Annotated in this window: 16 protein-coding genes; 15 read left to right on the top strand and 1 reads right to left on the bottom strand. The window is 64.3% G+C overall.

The genetic code is table 11. From position 1 onward, the window contains the following. The first annotated feature begins 21 nt into the window (after nucleotides 1–21). From A0U93_RS06710 to A0U93_RS16390, 4 genes are all read left to right on the top strand, one after another. Entirely contained in the window at nucleotides 22–2418 is a 2397-nt protein-coding gene (locus tag A0U93_RS06710; RefSeq protein ID WP_077808391.1) for a TonB-dependent receptor, read from the top strand. Between the two features lie 11 nt (nucleotides 2419–2429). Further along, nucleotides 2430–3527: a glycerophosphodiester phosphodiesterase family protein gene (locus tag A0U93_RS06705; protein WP_077808390.1), complete on the top strand. Its 1098-nt coding sequence runs from the start codon at nucleotides 2430–2432 to the stop codon at nucleotides 3525–3527. 73 nt (nucleotides 3528–3600) lie between these two features. Continuing rightward, nucleotides 3601–4272, top strand: a complete 672-nt coding sequence (locus A0U93_RS06700; protein WP_211274056.1) for an HAD family hydrolase — start codon at nucleotides 3601–3603, stop codon at nucleotides 4270–4272. Between the two features lie 111 nt (nucleotides 4273–4383). Next, the gene (locus tag A0U93_RS16390) at nucleotides 4384–4551 is read left to right on the top strand and encodes a hypothetical protein (RefSeq protein ID WP_169852710.1); all 168 of its coding nucleotides are present in this window, start codon (nucleotides 4384–4386) and stop codon (nucleotides 4549–4551) included. Nucleotides 4552–4581: 30 nt separating this feature from the next. Here the strand turns inward: A0U93_RS16390 and A0U93_RS06690 are convergent, their stop codons facing one another. After that, nucleotides 4582–5244 carry a tyrosine-protein phosphatase gene (locus tag A0U93_RS06690; protein ID WP_077806653.1) on the bottom strand — a complete coding sequence of 221 codons (663 nt, stop codon included), beginning with the start codon at nucleotides 5242–5244 and terminating at the stop codon, nucleotides 4582–4584. Nucleotides 5245–5369: 125 nt separating this feature from the next. On the opposite strand from A0U93_RS06690, the gene A0U93_RS06685 reads away from it, so the two are divergent. The 11 genes from A0U93_RS06685 to A0U93_RS06635 all read left to right on the top strand — a co-directional run bounded on the left by A0U93_RS06685 (nucleotide 5370) and on the right by A0U93_RS06635 (nucleotide 18823). Next, nucleotides 5370–5699, top strand: coding sequence for a hypothetical protein (locus A0U93_RS06685; protein WP_147150755.1), 330 nt, complete (start codon nucleotides 5370–5372; stop codon nucleotides 5697–5699). 224 nt (nucleotides 5700–5923) lie between these two features. Next, nucleotides 5924–6859 (top strand): LysR family transcriptional regulator, encoded by a 936-nt coding sequence (locus tag A0U93_RS06680; protein WP_077806651.1) that lies wholly within the window; start codon nucleotides 5924–5926, stop codon nucleotides 6857–6859. Between the two features lie 127 nt (nucleotides 6860–6986). Continuing rightward, a complete protein-coding gene (locus A0U93_RS06675; protein WP_174807219.1) occupies nucleotides 6987–8225 on the top strand; it encodes a D-amino acid dehydrogenase in 1239 nt (412 codons plus the stop codon). Next, nucleotides 8222–10639, top strand: coding sequence for a penicillin acylase family protein (locus A0U93_RS06670; protein ID WP_077806650.1), 2418 nt, complete (start codon nucleotides 8222–8224; stop codon nucleotides 10637–10639). The genes A0U93_RS06675 and A0U93_RS06670 overlap by 4 nt, the downstream gene beginning before the upstream one ends. Continuing rightward, nucleotides 10636–11967, top strand: a complete 1332-nt coding sequence (locus A0U93_RS06665) for a serine hydrolase domain-containing protein (RefSeq protein ID WP_077806649.1) — start codon at nucleotides 10636–10638, stop codon at nucleotides 11965–11967. The genes A0U93_RS06670 and A0U93_RS06665 overlap by 4 nt, the downstream gene beginning before the upstream one ends. Further along, nucleotides 11915–13558: an ABC transporter substrate-binding protein gene (locus A0U93_RS06660; RefSeq protein WP_077806648.1), complete on the top strand. Its 1644-nt coding sequence runs from the start codon at nucleotides 11915–11917 to the stop codon at nucleotides 13556–13558. Before A0U93_RS06665 ends, A0U93_RS06660 begins: the two co-directional genes overlap by 53 nt. Then, nucleotides 13555–14994, top strand: coding sequence for an amidase (locus A0U93_RS06655; RefSeq protein ID WP_077806647.1), 1440 nt, complete (start codon nucleotides 13555–13557; stop codon nucleotides 14992–14994). Before A0U93_RS06660 ends, A0U93_RS06655 begins: the two co-directional genes overlap by 4 nt. 50 nt (nucleotides 14995–15044) lie before the next feature. Beyond that, on the top strand, nucleotides 15045–15968 hold the full coding sequence (locus tag A0U93_RS06650) for an ABC transporter permease (protein WP_077808387.1): 924 nt from the start codon (nucleotides 15045–15047) through the stop codon (nucleotides 15966–15968). Further along, nucleotides 15965–16948 (top strand): ABC transporter permease, encoded by a 984-nt coding sequence (locus tag A0U93_RS06645; RefSeq protein WP_077806646.1) that lies wholly within the window; start codon nucleotides 15965–15967, stop codon nucleotides 16946–16948. Before A0U93_RS06650 ends, A0U93_RS06645 begins: the two co-directional genes overlap by 4 nt. Further along, entirely contained in the window at nucleotides 16938–17888 is a 951-nt protein-coding gene (locus A0U93_RS06640) for an ABC transporter ATP-binding protein (RefSeq protein WP_077806645.1), read from the top strand. The genes A0U93_RS06645 and A0U93_RS06640 overlap by 11 nt, the downstream gene beginning before the upstream one ends. Beyond that, a complete protein-coding gene (locus A0U93_RS06635; RefSeq protein WP_077806644.1) occupies nucleotides 17885–18823 on the top strand; it encodes an ABC transporter ATP-binding protein in 939 nt (312 codons plus the stop codon). The genes A0U93_RS06640 and A0U93_RS06635 overlap by 4 nt, the downstream gene beginning before the upstream one ends. The last annotated feature ends 33 nt before the right edge of the window (nucleotides 18824–18856 follow it).

Raw genomic sequence — 18856 nt, 5'->3', positions numbered from 1 at the left:
TCACTCATTCCGGATTATCTGATGCCCCTCCGCTCATCGCGTCGCCTGGCTCTGTTGTCTCTGTTCTGCGCACCGGTCGCGCTGAACGTGGCTTCGAATGCCGCCCGAGCCGCCTCGCAAAGCACGACGAAGCACACGACCACGAAGGATACGACCAGGAAGCAGGACCGCGTTTCGACCGCGCCGGCCGAGGAGATCGTCGCCACGGCACGCCGGACGCGTTCGGAACAAAGCCTCGGTCATGCACAGCTCCAGCGCATCCTGCCGGGCATCAATCCGGTCAAGGCACTGGAGATCCTGCCGGGTGTGGTCTACAACGACGCCGATCCGTGGGGTAACAACGAGCAGAATGCCTCGCTTTTTATTCACGGCTTCACCCAGAATCAGCTTGGCTTCACGCTCGACGGCATCCCGCTGGGCGATCAGGCCTATGGCAATTTCAATGGCCTTTCGCCCCAGCGCGCCGTCATCAGCGAGAACGTCGGCAGCGCGTCGGTCGCAACCGGCGCGGGCGCGCTGGGTACAGCCTCGACCTCCAATCTGGGCGGGACGCTGCAATTCATGTCGCAGGATCCCAAGCATCATATGGGCGGGCAACTCAACCAGACATTCGGTAGCTGGTCCACCTTCCGCACATTCGCACGTTTCGATACCGGCGATTTCGGCAATGGCAATTCGGCTTACGTGTCATGGGCGCGCCAGGACGCCCGCGCATGGGACTTTGCCGGGCATCAGGGGGGCAATCAGGTCAATGCCAAGTTCGTGCATGACGGCAGCCGCGACAAGCTGACATATTTCTTCGACTGGTCGGACAAGGTGGAACCCAACGAGGACGGCATCGTGTTGCCGAACGGCTACGGCACGTATGTCCGTCCGTTCACCTATCCGGACTTCAACTACGCCAAGTCCTATTACGGATCGCCGGAATACAAACAGGCGGGTCTGAACTATCGCAATTATTATTCAGCCGCGCAGCGTCAGGATTTCCTGACCTATCTGGCCTGGTCGCATGATTTCAACAGCCACCTGCACTGGGACAACCAGTTCTATTACCATCACGACCTGGGAGAGGGCGTTGTTGCCGGTCCGATCACGGCGGCGGGCCTGCCGACGCTGTTCGGCGCCTATTTCCCGAATCAGAGCAACGACCAGCTGAGTTCGACATTCGGCGGGTCCGGCTATGCCACCCGCACGACCGAATATTGGGACAATCGCGGCGGTGTTCTTTCCACGCTGCATTACCATCTCGGCAACCACAACATCGAACTGGGCGGCTGGTACGAACGCAACAACAATACACAGGCTCGCCGCTGGTATCCGCTCAGCGCCACCAATCCGACCACGCCGTACGAACGGCAGCAGGGCGCGCTGATCGACCAGTACACCAATAATTTCTATACCAACACCTGGGTCACGCATTTGCAGGATGCGTGGAAGGTGTCGAAGAACTTCACGCTGTCGGCCGGGTTCAAGTCCGAACTCGTCTACACGAACGGCACCCTGCCGGTGGCGGGCAAGAAGGGCTCGCTCTCGCCGGCATCCTCCGTCACCGTGCCCGGTGGCACGATTGCAGCGGTCAAGCCGTTCCTGCCGGCCTTCGGTGCATTGTGGAACATCACGCCCAATGAGCAGTGGTTCGCCAACATCCAGGAGAACATGCGCTCCTATCAGGATGCCGGCTACGGCAATGCCACGCCATGGGGCGCGACGAGCCAGGCGGCTTTCGAGAACTTCAAGGAGCACGGCAAGGTCGAGACGTCATGGACCTATGAAACCGGCCTGCGGTCGCATCATCGCGTCAATCTGGGACCGTTGACGGATTTGCAGGGGCAGGTCGAATACTACCACGTTCATTTCTCGAACCGCCTTGTCGCGATCGCCACGACGCAGACGCTGTCCTCCATCATCGGTTCGGCGACGACGCTGGCCAATGTGGGTTCGGTCACGACCGACGGCATGGATTTCTCCTTCACCGCGCAGTTCGGGCCGCATTTCTCGTTCTACAACGCGCTGTCCTACAATAAGTCGGTCTATAACGACAATTACGCGACCGGCTCCACCATCGTGCACACGGCGGGTCGCAACGTAACGGGCATGCCGGACTGGTCCGAGAAATTCGTGGCCACGACCATGTGGGGTAATTTTACCGGACAGTTCGTCGGCGATGTGATCGGCAAGCGTTACACGACCTACACCAACGACATGTGGGCATCCCCCTATGCGTTGTTCAGCGTGAACGCGGGCTACACCATCCATGGCATTCCCCACATCCCGGCGCTGAAAGTGCAGGGCAACATCACGAACCTGACGAACGACAAGGGCTGGTCCACCGTCGGCACGACGCAGACGGCCGGGCAATTCACGGCCTATCCCATTGCGCCGCGCATGTTCTTCCTTACGCTGAGCGCGAACTGGTAATGGATCGTTTCATGCTGTCACGCCGCTCGGCACTCGGCCTCGGTCTCGCGACGTTCTGTGCCCAGGCACGCGCCGCGCCGGCACTCGCGCCCAGGCCGCTGGTGTTCGCCCATCGCGGGGCCTCTGCCCTTCGGCCGGAACATACGCTCGCGTCCTACGCCAAAGCCATGGCCGATGGCGCGGATTTCATCGAGCCCGATCTGGTGCCGACCAAGGACGGTGTGCTGATCGCGCGTCACGAGAGCAACATCGCGGGCACCACCGATGTTGCGGACCGGCCCGAGTTCGCCGGTCGCCGACGTACGATGACCATCGACGGGCAAAGCGAGACCGGCTGGTTCACCACCGACTTCACGCTCGCCGAACTCAAGACATTGCGCGCACGGGAGCGGTTGGGCACCGTGCGTGTTCACAACACGCGTTATGACGGGCATTTCGACGTGCCCACCTTCGAGGAGGTCATCGATTTCGTGGCTGCGGAGTCCGCAGCGCGGGGCAAGGTGTTCGGCCTGATCCCCGAAATCAAGAACTCGACCCATTTCCACCAGCTCGGCTTCGATCCGGAGGCGACGTTCCTGCGCACCATCGCGGCGCACGAATATACGCGTCAGGCACCGCTGGAAGTCCAGTCATTCGAAACCGGCAACCTCAGGATGCTGGGCGACAAGGTGCGCGCGGTGAATCCACAGGCGCGGCTGATGCTGCTGATGGGGGAACGCCGTCAGACGCCGCCGGATCTGCTGGCGGTCGGGACGAAAACCACGTTTGGCGATCTCATGACACCGCAGGGTCTGGCCGAAGTGCGCCGTTATGCCGATGTGATCGGGCCGTCGAACACCGACCTGATCCCGCGCGACGCCGATGGCGCCTGGGGCGCGCCCAGTACGCTGGTGACGGATGCGCATCGCGCCGGTCTGCTCGTGCATTCCTATACGGCGCGACCGGAAAACCGCTTCCTGCCAAAACAGCTTCGTAATGACGCGGGCCCCGATGCGCGCAATCCGGCAGGCATGATTGCCGAAGTCAAACGCTACCTCGATCTGGGTCTGGATGGCTTCTTCACGGACGATCCGGCACTGGGCCGACTGGCCGTCGACACGCCGGGTTGATGGTGCGTTGCCTTGCCGGATGCGTTTCGCTTCGGCAGGGTAAAGGCAACCTGCCATTGTCCGGAGCCGCCCTGTGAGTGAACATCCTCTTTTCCCCGATCGCCGCTTCGATGCCTTCCTGTTCGATATGGACGGCACGATCCTGACGTCCATCATCGCCGCTGAGCGCGTCTGGGCACGCTGGGCCACAAAGCATGGGCTGGATGTCGATAAATTCCTGCCCACATTGCACGGCGTTCGCACGATCGACACCATCAAGCGCCAGAATCTGCCGAATATCGATCCGGAAGCGGAAGCACGCTGGATCACGGATCAGGAACTGATGGATACCGACGGCATCAACCCGATCCCGGACGCCGCGCGGTTTCTGGCATCGTTGCCGCCGGACCGCTGGGCGATCGTCACGTCCGCCACGCGTGATCTGGCGTTGCGCCGTATCGAGGTGGCCGGCCTGCCGATGCCGAAAGTCGTCGTGACATCGGAGGATGTGACGCGTGGCAAGCCCAACCCGGACCCTTTCCTGCTCGGCGCGGAGAAGCTTGGCTTCAAGGCTTCCGATTGCGTCGTTTTCGAGGACGCTCCAGCAGGGATCAGGGCAGGCGAAGCTTCCGGCGCCGCGGTGGTCGTGATTACGCATACACATACGCAGCCGCTGGAGACGGGACATCCCACCGTCTCAGGCTATAATGGCGTCCGTGCGCAGGTCGATGCCGATGGAACACTGGCCCTGTACGCGACAAGATAAGACGGTCGGGCGTCAAAGCATCACGAGGCCGTGATAACGATCCCGGCAACTTGTTAACGTTATTTAATGTTCGTATATCGTGTTCAGATATTCGACAGGACGCGATTAACGATGTGTGACAACCGTATCCCCCTTCCGTCTCCCGACAGTTTCGAACAGCCGGCGAAGCCACTTTTCCATCCTTCGATCAACTTCGAGCTTGAGGATTGCTACGCGCCGCGTCAGGTGTTCCTCAGCCAGTACTCCGGCGACAGTGGCCAGGAGCCGGATCTGGGCTGACCCACGATAACAGGGCACGCCGGGACAGCGTTATTCCCGGCGCAAGACCTGATCCGTCACGAACGAGGCGAGTTTTCCGGCGACGAAATCCTGTTTCAGGGCAACTTCATCATATTCGTTGCGCACCCACTCCATGAAGGGGATTCGCCCTTCTGCCTGTGCCTGAAAACGCAGGAAGAACGCGTCGAGAATACCGGTGCGTGAGCGATTGAAATGCCCGAAGCGCCAATGAAGCTGGCGCAGTGCCCGGGCAGTCGTGCCGCCTTCGAACATCACCACGAGACCAGATGCCAGACCCGCGCGATCCGCGCCTGATTTGCAATGCATCAGCATCGGCTTCTCCACGATCCTGTAAAGATCGTAGAAACGCAGGATACGATCGCGATGTGGTGCGCCGCGGCTTTCGAAAGCCATGTCCACATGTGTCAGATTCAGATCCGCTGCGGCCTGTCGCGATAGCGCGTCCGATCCGCAGCGTCGGTGACCGCGCAGGTTAATCAGCGTGCGCAGGCCAAGCCTGCCGCGTAATCGGGCAAGCCGCGCAGGCGTTGGATGGTTGCACCGATAGACACGCCCCGGCACGACCGTCGACAGGTTCGTCCAGGGAAGGCGGAAAATCGCGTGATCGACAAACAGGCTGTCGCGCCATGCGCGGCGGCGGTCGGCGGCGGTCATCAGCGGGCCTTCGAACAAGCGGGTCTTCTCCTCGACGATATGTAGAGCGTTGCTTGTCGCATGTGATGGCGGACGTCAATCGGATGGAAAGCGCCGACGGGCATTCCGGCATCGCTTGCTGCCGGATGCATGAGGCTGGTAGCATGGCGCCCATGTCGCGCGTTATCGCCCTGTTTGCCGGTTCGACAACTCTGGTTCTCGGACTATCCGCCTGCGGCATGACCACGGCGTTCGGGCCGCCCGCAGCCGATCTAACGGTGAACGGACCGCAGGGGCATGGCCGGCACCATCCGCCGCCGACCGCGCTGGCTGGCGCCGCGCCACCATCCATCATTGCCGAAGAGCCATCGCCTGGCAGCCATCGGGAACCGCCCCCGGATGAGGGATTCTCGACGTCGCGTGAAGGCGGCGTGGATGTGACGCCGCATCCGGCGACACCGGACACGGAAGTCAGTTACGGGCGCAACCAGTAGGGGATAACCGGCCAGGGCAGGGCCTGCCCTGAGCGGTTCCGATGCTGGTCCGTAACAAAGCGACCTTTCCCCGCCGCTGGTCCATCCGCCCGTTCGGGCGGTTTATGTCGGCTCCGAGCGGAGCAAGACGGTATGTTGCACCGGAAGGGCATCGCGTTTCGCTTGCGTTTTGATACTATCGCGGATCGGCCTGACGTGCCGAGGCGAAGGGCGGGGCACGATCCATGCGATTGAGACATATCGAAGTCTTCTACAGTATCATGGCAACAGGATCGTTGCGAAAAGCGGCCGAAGTCCTTAACGTCTCGCAGCCCGCCGCCAGCAAGGTTCTGCGCCATGCGGAGCAATCACTGGGCTTTGCGCTGTTCGAGCGCGCGGGCGGCCGATTGGTGCCCACGCGTGAGGCGGAAATCATTATTCCGCGAGTGAATTATATTTTCGAGCAGATGAGCAGCCTTAAAAGGCTGACGGATAATCTGCGGTTGGGACGCGGCGGTCACGAACTTCATATCGGATGCGTGCCAAGCCTTGGATTGAGCATCGTGCCGCGCGTGATCCAACGCTATCGTGAGAGTGTTCCGGGAAATTTCCTGACGGTCGATGCAATGCACGGCGCGGACATCGTGAGTCGTCTGCAAAAGCATGATCTCGATTTCGGCATTGTTTTCGGCGAGCATCGCACGTCGGGGCTGCAATCGCAGAAAATCGCCGACGTGCCACTCGTTCTGCTGGATGCGACCCTGACGAAAGGACCTGTGCGGATCGAGGATATCGACCCGGAGCGATGGATCGGTCTGAGCGACAACGATCCGACGGCCTGGGCGGTCGGGAGTGTCTGGCGCCGGTTGGGACATGAGGTGGCGCCCGCCATCCGGGTTCGCACGCATTACATGGCGGCGGAACTGACGAAGCTGGGCATCGGCAGCACCATCGTCGATGCCTTCACGGCATTGCACGACCCGGAACTGCCGACGCCACTGATGCTGGATCCGCCGATGTCGGTCGAATGTAGCGTCCTGTTTCGCGAGGATTACGCGATCGGCAAGATTGCGCAGCATCTTCTGACGATCCTGCGCGAGGAATTCGCGACGATGCTGACGCGACTGGATGCGCTTGGCCGGAACGAAGACAGCGGCCATGCGCCTGTCAGCCCGCTTTGAGCCGTCAAATGCCGCAAAACGCGCGGTCATAACTTTTGGTTAACGGCGGGCGCATAGTCCGACATGGGCGATCGGCGATGGTTCGCTACACTGGCGCCATCGAAAAACAGGCGGGATATCGGATTGCATGAAGCCGTCACAAACGATGGTGGTTGTGGGGGGCGGCGTTGTCGGTTTGTCGACGGCCTACGCGCTTTTGCGCCGTGGCTTTGCCGTTACGCTGATCGAGGCCGCCGCCGGTGTGGGGCGCAAGGCGAGCTACGCCAATGGCGGGCAGCTCAGCTATCGCTATGTCAGCCCGCTTGCGGATGCGGGCGTGCCGCTGGCCGCATTGCAATGGATGCGGCGGGCCGATTCGCCGATCGCGCTGACATTGCGCGCCGATTTCCGGCAGTGGCGCTGGCTCCTTGCTTTCCTTCGCGCCTGTCGTGCGGAGACTAACCGGCGCAATGCCGAACAGTTGCTGACATTGGCACTGCATGCGCAGACGACGCTGGGCGAATGGCGCAACGAAGGACTTGAACCGTTTGCCTGGCGACGTGCCGGCAAATTGATCATTCACCGCCAGGGGCGCGCCCTGAATGCGGCGGCGAAACACATTGTGCAGCCCGAACTTCAGCAGGTTCTGGACGACCGCGAATGCATCGGGATCGAACCGGCATTGGCCGGGTTACACGGGCGTTTCGCCGGCGGCATCTATACGCCGGGTGAGGAAGTCGCGGATTGCGCGCAGTTCTGCCAGGCATTGCTGACGCGTATGGAGGCGATGTCGCATTTTGCCTATCGTCGCGGCAATGCGTCCTTCGTGGCCGAAGGGGATCGCATCGGCGTTCACGTCAATGGCATGGCGGTCGAGGCGGATGGCGTCGTGGCGGCGACCGGGCTGGAGACGGCGGCCCTGCTGCGTCGCTGCGGGATCGACCTGCCAATCTATGGGCTGAAGGGCTACAGCCTGACGGTGCCGGATGCCGATGGCGCGGTGCCGGAGGTGAGCGTGACGGATTACGCCAATCGCGTGGTCTATGCGCGGATCGGCACCCGTTTGCGCGCGGCGGCGATGGTCGATATCGGCGCGGCGGACGCCGAGCCCAACCTGCGTCGCATCGCACAACTCAAGGCCCTGGCGCAGGACATCTTTCCGCAGGCGTCACGCTATGAAAATGCGGAAGCCTGGGCAGGTTTCCGCCCGGCGACCCCGACGGGATTGCCGATCGTCGGGCGCTCGGAACGATACCGGAACATGTTCATCAATACCGGGCAAGGTGCCCTGGGCTTCACGCTTGCGCCCGCCTGTGGCGAACTGATCGCCGACATCGCCTCGGGAACGCGGCCGGTCGTGCCGCTGGCGGCTTTCGCACCTTCATGAAACGCACCGATAAAAGGTTGAACGTGCTGATATCGAACTCATCATTATCGCTGCGCCGACGTCATGTTCTGCTGGCGGGGGCTGCCGGGCTCCTGACGGCATGCGCAACCGGCGGCCCGGTGCGACGCGTGCGGGGTGTCCGGTCGTCCATCGAGATTGCCGATGATCGTTTCGGCGTGCCCCATATCCGCGCGGCCAGCGTCGAGGATGCCTATTTCGGTGACGGTTACGTGGCGGCGCGCGATCGACTCTTGCAGCTCGATTTCGATCATCGTCAGGGGCTCGGCGCGTTGGCGGCGGTGTTCGGCGCGGCTTTCGTGCCGTCGGATACCGCCAGCCGTCTCTTCCAGTTCCAGGGCGATGTCGAGGCGGAGCTGGACGCGCTCGATCCGCGCGTGCGTGCCTGTGCGCAGGCTTATGTGGATGGCATCAACGCCTTTCTGGATGCGACCGAACGCGACCCGGCCCTGTTGCCGCCGATTTTCGATATCTTCGGTTATCGCCCCCTGCGCTGGGAGCTGCGCGATTTGATCCGTGTGCGGGCGGAGGCCACAGGCAATACGAAGGCAGAAATTCGTCGTGCGCGTCTGGCGGCGCGTGGCGCGCTGGACATGGACGCGTTGATGCGGCCGCTCGAACCGGCCTGGACGCTTCGCGTGCCCGATGGGCTCGACGTGCATGCGGTGAGCGAAGCGGATCTGGGCTGGTTCGGCGTGTTGCAGAAAGGGCCGCCATCGGGTGCGGCGCATGCTGCCGGGCGGCCGGTGCAACGTCGTGCGAACGAAGGCAGCAACGCCTGGGTTGTCGCGCCGGGACGCACCACGACCGGGCGACCGATTCTGGCGAACGACCCCCACCTGGATTTCGGGCAGCCGGGTCCCCGCCACGTCGTGCATCTCACCGCGCCGGGGCTGGACGTCATCGGCGGCGGATTGCCGGGCATGCCGGGCGTCATGCAGGGACATAACGACCGCATCGCCTGGGGACGCACCAACTTCCATATCGATCAGGAGGATTTGTTCGTCCTGCGGACCGATCCGGCGCGGCCCGATCATTATCTCCACCATGGCGAATGGGTGCCGATGGTGGCACGAACCGTGACAATCGCCGTCAAGGATGCACCGGACCAGACGGCGACGCTCCATTTCGCGGCGCAGGGGCCGGTCATATCGCAGGATCCCGCACATCACCGGGCGGTTGCGGTCGCTGCGACCTGGCTCGCGCCCGGCGCGAATGGCCTGCTGGCGAATATCGGCATCAATCTCGCGCGGGACTGGACCGAGTTCCGTCAAGCGCTGCGGTTGCACACCAGCCCGACGAACTTCCTTTACGCCGACGTGGACGGGCATATCGGCTGGCAGGCGGCGGGCGGCCTGCCAGCCCGTGCTTCGGGGCATGACGGGCTGATGCCTGCCCCGGGCGACGGCCGATACGACTGGCGCGGGTTGCAGACGCTGGACGATCTGCCGCATGTGCTCGACCCCGCGCCGGGATGGTTCGCGTCCTCGAACCAGATGAACCTGCCGCCGGGCTACGATCAGACGGCGCACCGCGTCAGCTTCGAATGGAGCCCGCCCTATCGCTATCAGCGCGTGGCGCAGGTGCTGACGGCGCGGGAGAAGACCAGCGTCGCGGATTGCGCGGCCTTGCAGCACGATACGCAGTCGCGTCTGGCGCGCGAAATCGCCGCCCTGGTGCCGGACGCGCCCGATCTGGCTGCCGAGACGGCCCTGCTGCGTGGCTGGGACGGCAACGTGGCGGCCGACAGTGCCGCAGCGGCGCTCTATGAGGTGTGGTGGACGGAGATGGGCAGGGCGCTGCACGAGCGCATCGTGCCCGAAAAATTGCGCGATCTGGTGCCTGAACTCTTTGTCACCGTGACCGAGGGGCTTCTGACGGCACCGGATGCCCGGCTGGGAAGCGACCCGGTGGCCGCGCGGGACATGCTGATGATTGCGGCATTGCGCGCGGCGAAGGCGGAATTGACGCGCCGGCTGGGCGGGGATGCCGCGACATGGCGTTGGGGTGCGTTGCACAGCGTGACCATCCGCCATTCGTTGGCGCGGGTGCCGCAGGTGGCGGCAGCCTACCCCCCGGTTGGCGGTCCCGCTTTCGCCAGCGGCGGCGACGCCTATACCGTTCAGGCGCGATGGTACGATGCGTCGCGCAAGGTCGCCAACCCATACGAAGCGACGGGTGGCGCCAGCTATCTGATGGTGTGTGACGTTGGGGCGTGGGATAACGCCCTTTACCTCAACCTGCCGGGGCAGAGCGACGATCCGCGCTCGCCGCATTATGACGATGTGCTCCCGGACTGGCTGGCCGGACGGATGCGACCGATGTTGTTCTCGGCCCCGGCGATCGCGCCGCACATCACCACACGACAGAAACTACTGCCGGAGGGCGGCGCATGAAACGACTTGTCGGCATCATGGCATTCGCCAGCTTCGCCGCCCAGGCGGCACCGGCCGCAAAGCCCGATATCGATCGGGACATGACGGCCATCCTGACGTCGTCTGCCGGGCAGCCGTTGCAAGGGCTGGCCGCGATCCGTCTGCATGACGGGCAGGAAAGCTACCGTTTTTTCGGCGGTTTTCGGCATCGTCAGGCAGGCAGGGCATGGCCGGTGCAGCCGGATACGCTGTTTCGCGTGGCCTCCGTCTCCAAGGTCGTGACGACCATCGGCCTGATGCAACTCGTGGAGCAGGGAAAGGTCGATCTGGATCGGGACGTGTCGGATTACCTCGGCTTCCGTCTCCGCAATCCGGCCTTTCCGGACGAGCCGATCCGCGTGCGGATGCTGCTGAACCATACGTCCAGCCTGCGGGATGCGGAGGGCTACACGCTGCCGCCCGACAGGCCGATCTCCGCGATGTTCGATGCGGCCCATCCCGGCCCGACGGGCGATCATTTCGCGAAGGGAAGCGACAAGGTGCCCGGCGCGTGGTTCGAGTATTGCAATCTGGGTTACGGGCTGGTCGGCACGATCATCGAGCGTGTCAGCGGCGAACGTTTCGACCGTTACATGCAGCGGCATATCCTGGACCCGATGAAGATCGCAGGTGGCTACAATGTGCATGCGTTGTCGCATCCGGAACGTCTGTCCACGCTTTATCATCGCGATGCCGCCGGCTGGACGCCGGAGACCGACGACCGGACGGCGGGCGGCGATATGGCGGGCGGCTGGCCGGAAGGGCAGTTGACGCATTATCGGCCCGGGACGAACGGCACGTTGTTCTCGCCGCAAGGGGGGCTGCGCATCTCGATGCCGGATCTGGCACGCGTGGCGCAATTGCTGATCGGGCGTGGCGAACTGGACGGCGTGCGTATACTCAAACCGGAGACGGTAGCGCTGATGGAGCGAACGACATGGCGCTACGACGGCCATAACGGCACGACGGGCGAGGGGACCGCCGGGCCGTTCAACCGTTACGGCATGACGATCGCCTGGCTGACCGGCTGGCACGATGCGCGTGGCAAGGGCGATCTGCCCTATATCGGTTATCGCGGCGGGTTGCGCGGGCATCTGGGCGATGCTTATGCGTTGCATAGCGGGCTCTGGTATGACCCGGCGCGTAAAGATGCGTATGTTTTCGCGATCACCGGCTATCCGGCAGATGAATCGAGCGAGCGAGGCGACTATTCCTATTTCACCCGTCCTGAAGAACGCGTTTTCACGGCGCTCTCTCATGCTGGTGGCGGCGCTGCTGGCGCTGCCGGCCACGGTTCGGGCGGCGGATGAGCATCGTGGCGGCACGTTGCGGCTGAATGCCGTCGGCTCCGGCGGCACGCTCGATCCGCAGATCAATTATACGGCGGTGTATATCGACCTGTTCGCCGTGATGTATGATGGTCTGACGGGCTATCGCAAGGCGCGGGGGACCGCGAGCGACGTGGTGGTGCCTGATCTGGCCGAGAGCCTGCCGACACCGCAGGATGGTGGCCTGACCTATGTGTTCACGCTGCGGCCCGGCATTCGGTTCTCCGACGGCCGACCGGTGACGGTCGAGGATGTCGTGGCATCCATGCGCCGCATCTTCCGCGTGGGCTCGCCGACGGCGGGGTCGTTCTATGGCGCGATCAAGGGGGCGGATGCATGTCTGGCCGACCCGCGACATTGCACGCTGGCGCAAGGGGTCATCGGCGATGCGGCCAGACGCACGGTGACGTTCCATCTGACCCAGCCGGACAGTGAATTCCTGATGAAGCTGGCCTTCACCCATGCCAGCATCCTGCCCGCCGATACGCCGGATCACGATGTCGGCAATACGCCGGTGCCCACGACCGGGCCTTATCGTATCGCATCCTACGATCCGGAAGGCGGTCTGATCGCCGAGCGTAACCCGTATTTCCATGTGTGGAGTCAGGATGCGCAGCCGGACGGTTATGTCGACCGGATCGACTATCGCTTCGGCATGACAGACGAGGCGGCGGTGACGGCGATCGAGAACGGGCAGATCGACTGGCAGTATGATCCGGTCCCGCTGGATCGCCTGGGCGAAATCGGCGGCCAGTATACGGCGCAGACCCATATCGAGCCGCATCTGACGATCTATTTCGCGCCGATGAACGTCCATCTGCCGCCGTTCGACAATCTGAAAGCGCGTCAGGCCGTCAATTACGCGCTCAACCGGCATGCGATGACCATTCTCTATGGCGGATCGGCCATTGCCCGGCCTGTCTGCGGCATGGTGCCGCCGGAACTGACAGGCCGGATGACCGGCTGCCCCTACACGAAGGGCGCCGATCTGGCGCACCCCGCGCCGGAATGGCGGGCGCCGGACATGGAACGCGCGCGCGAACTGGTGCGTGAAAGCGGCACGGCGGGGCAGAAGGTGACGCTGATCGTGGCCAATCGCAGCGTGGACAAGGCCATGGGCAACGCCTTGCGCGATACGTTGCAGAGCCTTGGTTATCAGGCGGCCATGAAACCGCTCGCGCCTGCCGTGATGTTCGACTACATCCAGAACAGCGGCAACAGGGTGCAGATCTCGATCAAGGACTGGTCTTCCGACTATCCGTCACCGTCCAATTTTATCGACGATCTGTTCGGCTGCGAAAATTTCCATCCCGGTTCCAGCAGTTCGATCAATATCCCTGGCTATTGCGACGCGCAGACCCAGGCGCTGATCGATCGCGCCAAGACGGACATGACGCTTTCCGATGCGCAGCGCGCCGATCTTTGGGCACAGGCGGACCGGCGGATCGCCATGCAATCGCCCGCCGCGCCGATGATCGAGAAATACGAAACCATCCTCGTGTCGAAACGGCTGGGAAATTATTTCTATACGCATATCTTCGGGCTGCTGTTTTCGCAGGTGTGGGTGCAATGACCGGTCCTGACTGGCTTCATTTCGATGCGGTGGCGATGCGTGACGGCATTGCGCGACATGAGATCGACGGGCCGGCGCTCGTCGATGCGGCGCTGACCCGCGCCAAGGATATGCAGAATGTGCTCAACCATTTCGTATCGATCCGCGAGGATGCCGCACGTCTGGAGGCGCAGGCTGCCCAGGCGGCGCTGAAACGCGGCGCGACGCTCGGGCCGCTGCATGGCGTCCCGGTCGTGTTGAAGGACATGACGCCGACACAAGGCGATGTCTGGACGGAAGGATCGCGCCTGTTCGACGGTCGCGCCGCCACGCATGATGCATTGATCGCGGCACGGCTGAAGGTGGCGGGGGCGATCGTGATCGGCAAGACGACCACGCCGGAATTTGCCTGGTCGGGGCGGACGGACAGCCCGCTCTGGGGTGTGACGCGCAATCCCTGGAATGCGGATTACAGCGCAGGCGGCAGTTCCGGTGGCACGGCCGTTGCGGTGGCGACTGGCTGTGCGCCGCTCGGCGAAGGCTCGGACATGGGCGGTTCGATCCGCATCCCGGCCAGTGCCTGCAATCTGATCGGGCTGAAGCCGAGTTGGGGGCGCGTGCCGTTCGACGGTGCGGCCAATCGTTTCGATCCCCTGGCGCACTGGGGGCCGCTGGCCCGCTCCTGCCGGGATGCGGCGCTGTTTCTGGATGTCGTGCAGGGGCGGAATAACGCCGATATCGCCGGTGCGCCGCCGCCCGTGGCGTTCCTGGAAGGGCTGGCGGCGCCTGTTGCCGGCTGTCGCGTGGCGCTCTCGGTCGATCTTGGATGTTATGCGGTCGAACCGGCGATTGCCGAGAACCTGCGCGCGACGGCGGAGCGGCTTCGGGCGCGCGGCGTGATTGTGGATGACGTGTCGCTGAAATTTCCCGCCGAGGCGACGGCGACATGGGATCGCGAATGGGCGGTATGGCTGGCCTTCAACTACGGCGATGCCGCCGCCGGACGCGAGGAAATGCTGTCGCCCGACGTGCGGCGGCTGATCGAGATCGGGCGGCGCGTTTCCGCTTTGGAACTGCGCGCGGGCGAATGGGTCCGCACGCGCATGGCGCATGCCTTGCAGCCGGTTCTGGAACGTTACGACGCACTGCTTTGTCCGACACTGGCCCGGGACGTGCCGCCGGCGGAAGGTGCTTATGCGAGCCCGCCGCCCGATGCGGAAGGACGTCTGCGTGAGACGACGATGACGGGGATGTTCAATCTGCTGCCGCGTCTGCCGGTGTTGTCCGTACCGAGCGGTTTCGCGCCGTCGGGCCTGCCGACCGGCATGCAGATCGTCGGGCGACCGGGAGCGGATTTGCGGGTGCTCCAGATCGGGCAGTTGCTGGGGCCGTGCGAGATGCCTGAATTTCCAAGCGGTGCCCGCACTTTCGAAGACGGAGCGCAACCCCCTTGCTGACGGGAGCATGGGTGCGACTGGGGCGCGATCTGGCACGGCGGCGGGACGCGATGTTGGCGCTTGCAACCCTCGTGCTGGTCGCGGGCGCAAGCCTGGCCGCGCCGCTTTATGCCGGATGGGTCGGAGTGGACCCGTTCACCTCCGATGTGGCTGGCACGACGATACGCCATGGCCAGACGATCGACCTGATGCAGCCTAACGACAATCCGCTCCATCTGGGCCTGACGCCGGTCGGGCCGGACTGGCGGCCGGGACCCTATGCGCTCGGCGCGGATGCGCAGGGACGGGATGTCGCGGCACGGGTGCTGTATGGCGGGCGTAACTCGCTGCTGATCTCGTTTTCCGCAGCGGTTCTTTGCCTGTTGGTTGCCGGCGCGGTGGGCGTCTGCGCGGGCTATTTCGGCGGCTGGGTCGATATCGTCCTGAGCCGCATTCTGGACATCCTGTGGGCGATTCCGGTCTATCTGCTGGCGATATCCCTGTCGATCGTCACCATCGGGCATGGTCTCAGGCTGGGTCCGGTGACGATCGCCGCAGATAATCTGCTGATTCCCATCGTCATCATCGCGCTGGTTTATATTCCATATGCCGCGCGGCCCTTGCGCGCACGGGCCCTGAGCCTGTCGCGCGCGGAATTCGTCATGGTGGCACGCGGGCTGGGTGCCTCGCATTTCCGCATTCTGACGCGCGAGATCGTGCCGAACCTGATCGAGACGCTGGTGGTGCTGGCGCCGTTGCTGACGGCGCTCTGCCTGCTGGCGGAATCCGCGTTGTCGTTCCTTTCCCTGGGCGTGCAGGCCCCGGCGGCATCTTGGGGCAGCATTATCCAGGACGGCGAGGGTCTGTTGTATACGCGCCCCGTCGTCGCCATTGCGCCGGGTCTGGCGATCGTGCTGACGGTGCTGGCCCTCAATGTGCTGGGCGATGCGTTGCGTGACCAGCTCGATCCGAAGCGTCGGGGGCGGGCGTCATGATGCAGGCGTTCCTGGCCCGCACGGGGCAGATGCTCCTGGTTTTGTTCGGTATCTCCGTCCTGATTTTCGCGGTTTTCTTCGCGACGCCGGGCGCGGACCCAACGGCGCGGATCGCCGGGCGCGGGGCCAGTCCGCAGGTGATGGCGCGCGTGCGGACGGAATACGGCTTCGATCGGCCGTTGCCGGTTCAGTATGTGCGCATGATGGAGAAGCTGTTCGTCTCGCGCGATCTGACGTCCTTCGTCGATCATGGCGAACGCGTGGTGCCGGAGGTCATGGCGGCGGCCCCCGTCACGCTGTCGCTGGTGCTATGGGCATCGGTGTTCTGGCTGGGGCTTTCGCTGGGCATCGGCATCGCGTCCGCCATGCTGCGTGACACATGGCTGGACAGGCTCCTCATGGCGATGGGGCTGCTCGGCCTATCCATCCCGGTGTTCTGGCTGGGCGAGGTTGTCAATCTCGTGACGCAAAACCGCTTTCACGACACATGGCTGTTCCGCTGGGTGCCGCCGCTGGGCTACGTGCCGTTTGCCGAAAGCCCGTGGAACTGGGCGAGAGCCCTGCTCCTGCCAGCACTGACATTGGCGGTGTCGTTCATCGGGCTTTATTCGCGCGTGCTGCGTGCCGAGTTGCTGGCGGCGATGGGCGAGGACGCCATCCGCACGGCCTGGGCGAAGGGCGCGGGGCCGGCGCGGGTCTGGCTCTGGCATGGGCTGAGACTGTCCTGGCTCAGCTATGTCTCCTTGTTCGGCCTCGACTTCGCGCAGCTGGTCGGCGGCGGCGCGCTGCTGACGGAGGTGGTGTTCGCCCTCCCGGGAGTCGGACGCCTGACCTATCAGGGGCTCAATACGCTGGATCTTCCGTTGATCATGGCGACGGTGATGTATTCGGCGGTATTCGTCGTCCTGGCCAATGCGGCGATCGACGGTGTGTATGCACTGCTCGATCCCCGTATCAGGGAGGGGCGGCATGGGCGCTGAACCGTTGCTGGCGATCGAGGATCTGCATGTGGCGCTCCCCGATGGGCGCCGGCTGCTGGATGGCGTTTCACTGGGCCTGACGCGTGGGGAAGCGCTGGGCGTGGTGGGCGAGTCCGGTTCCGGCAAGAGCCTGACGGCGATGAGCGTGATGGGCCTGTTGCAGGGCATGCAGACGCAGGGTGCGATCCGGCTGGACGGACGGTCGCTGCTGGGTCAGAAGGAGCGCGACTGGCGGGCATTGCGTGGCCGCGAGGTGGCCATGATCTTTCAGGACCCGATGACCGCCTTCCTGCCGGTTCGACGCATCGGCGCGCAGATCGACGAGCAGATACGGCTGCATGAAAAGCTGTCGCGTCGGGCTGCGCGGGCCCGCACGGTGCAGCTGCTGGGCGATATGGGGGTGCCGGACCCCGCGGCGGCGGCCGAGCGCTTTCCGCATCAGCTTTCGGGCGGTTTGCGCCAGCGTGCGATGATCGCCATGGCCCTGTCCTGCTCGCCCGCGCTGCTGATCGCGGATGAGCCGACCACAGCGCTGGATGTCACGGTGCAGGCGCAGATCCTGATGCTTCTGCGCAAGCTGCGCGAGCGTGGCGCGGGCGTCATGCTGATTACGCATGACATGGGTGTCGTGGCGCAGGCCTGCACGCACGTGGCGGTGCTTTATGCCGGCGTCGTGCTGGAGCGCGGGCCGGTGCAGGCGGTGCTGCAACGGCCGCTGCATCCCTACACGCAGGCGCTGCTCGCCGCCATTCCGCCGCTCGACGGTCCAAGGCCGGCCGAATTGCCGACGATTGCCGGGCAGCCGCCCGCGCCGCAGGACCGGCCATCGGGCTGCGTGTTCGCGCCGCGTTGCGCGTATGTCCGTGCGGAATGCGCCATACGACCCGCGATGCGCGAACATGACGAACGGGAGGTAGCCTGCGTGCTGTATGCGGCATGAGCATCCTGCTGGAAGCGCGTGACGTGGAGCGGCGCTATCATCTGCGCGGCGGTCGGGTGTTGCAGGCCGTGGCGGGCGTTTCCCTGCACGTCGCGCGGGGTGAGGCGCTGGCGCTGGTGGGGGAATCCGGCTGCGGCAAATCCACGCTGGGCCGCGCGCTGGTCGGGCTGAACGGCGTCAGCGCCGGTTCGATCCGGTTCGAGGGGCAGGAGATCACCGCCCTATCGGAGCGGCGGATGCGGCCCTTGCGCGCACGGATGCAGATGGTGTTCCAGGATTCCTATGCGTCGCTCAATCCGCGCCGCATGGCGGGCGATGCCATCGCGGAGCCGTTGCGGATTCACAGGCGGCCCGACATTGCGGCACGGGTGCGCGAGCTTCTCGACTGGGTCGGTTTGCCGGAGACGGCGGCGGCGCGTTATCCGCACGAATTCTCCGGTGGGCAGCGCCAGCGCCTCAACATCGCGCGGGCGATTGCGCTCGGTCCGTCGCTGCTTGTGGCGGACGAGCCGGTCTCGGCGCTGGATGTGTCGGTTCAGGCGCAGATCATCAATCTGTTTCGTGATCTGCAGGCGCGGCTGGGGTTGGCCTGTGTCTTCATTTCGCATGATCTGGCGGTGGTGCGGCAGATGGCGGACCGGATTGCGGTCATGTATCTCGGCACGATCGTGGAGGAAGGCGAGGGGCTGGCCGTGATGGCCGCGCCGGCGCATCCCTATACGCGCGCGCTGCTGGAGGCGGTGCCGCGTCCGGACCGGCCACTGCCGCCACCGCTGGCCGGGGAGGTGCCCAGCCCGATCTCGCCGCCGCCCGGCTGCCGCTTTCATACCCGTTGCCCGATCGCGCAGGCGCGGTGTCGTGCCGAGGTGCCGAAGCTGCGTGAGATCGGCGTACGGCGATCCGTCGCATGTCATTTTCCGCTGCATGAGGGGTGAGAAACGATTGTCTGACGGGATGTCCTGCGGCAT

The organism is Neoasaia chiangmaiensis, assembly GCF_002005465.1.
GTDB lineage: Bacteria > Pseudomonadota > Alphaproteobacteria > Acetobacterales > Acetobacteraceae > Neoasaia > Neoasaia chiangmaiensis.
This window is presented reverse-complemented; position numbering and strand designations above follow the sequence as displayed.

Bases quoted from the DNA above. Each gene is read 5' to 3' on its own strand.
- A0U93_RS06710 (WP_077808391.1), top strand. From the start codon at position 22: ATGCCCCTCCGCTCATCGCGTCGCCTGGCTCTGTTGTCTCTGTTCTGC.
- A0U93_RS06705 (WP_077808390.1), top strand. From the start codon at position 2,430: ATGCTGTCACGCCGCTCGGCACTCGGCCTCGGTCTCGCGACGTTCTGT.
- A0U93_RS16390 (WP_169852710.1), top strand. From the start codon at position 4,384: ATGTGTGACAACCGTATCCCCCTTCCGTCTCCCGACAGTTTCGAACAG.
- A0U93_RS06685 (WP_147150755.1), top strand. From the start codon at position 5,370: ATGGCGCCCATGTCGCGCGTTATCGCCCTGTTTGCCGGTTCGACAACT.
- A0U93_RS06680 (WP_077806651.1), top strand. From the start codon at position 5,924: ATGCGATTGAGACATATCGAAGTCTTCTACAGTATCATGGCAACAGGA.
- A0U93_RS06675 (WP_174807219.1), top strand. From the start codon at position 6,987: ATGAAGCCGTCACAAACGATGGTGGTTGTGGGGGGCGGCGTTGTCGGT.
- A0U93_RS06670 (WP_077806650.1), top strand. From the start codon at position 8,222: ATGAAACGCACCGATAAAAGGTTGAACGTGCTGATATCGAACTCATCA.
- A0U93_RS06665 (WP_077806649.1), top strand. From the start codon at position 10,636: ATGAAACGACTTGTCGGCATCATGGCATTCGCCAGCTTCGCCGCCCAG.
- A0U93_RS06660 (WP_077806648.1), top strand. From the start codon at position 11,915: ATGCTGGTGGCGGCGCTGCTGGCGCTGCCGGCCACGGTTCGGGCGGCG.
- A0U93_RS06655 (WP_077806647.1), top strand. From the start codon at position 13,555: ATGACCGGTCCTGACTGGCTTCATTTCGATGCGGTGGCGATGCGTGAC.
- A0U93_RS06650 (WP_077808387.1), top strand. From the start codon at position 15,045: ATGTTGGCGCTTGCAACCCTCGTGCTGGTCGCGGGCGCAAGCCTGGCC.
- A0U93_RS06645 (WP_077806646.1), top strand. From the start codon at position 15,965: ATGATGCAGGCGTTCCTGGCCCGCACGGGGCAGATGCTCCTGGTTTTG.
- A0U93_RS06640 (WP_077806645.1), top strand. From the start codon at position 16,938: ATGGGCGCTGAACCGTTGCTGGCGATCGAGGATCTGCATGTGGCGCTC.
- A0U93_RS06635 (WP_077806644.1), top strand. From the start codon at position 17,885: ATGAGCATCCTGCTGGAAGCGCGTGACGTGGAGCGGCGCTATCATCTG.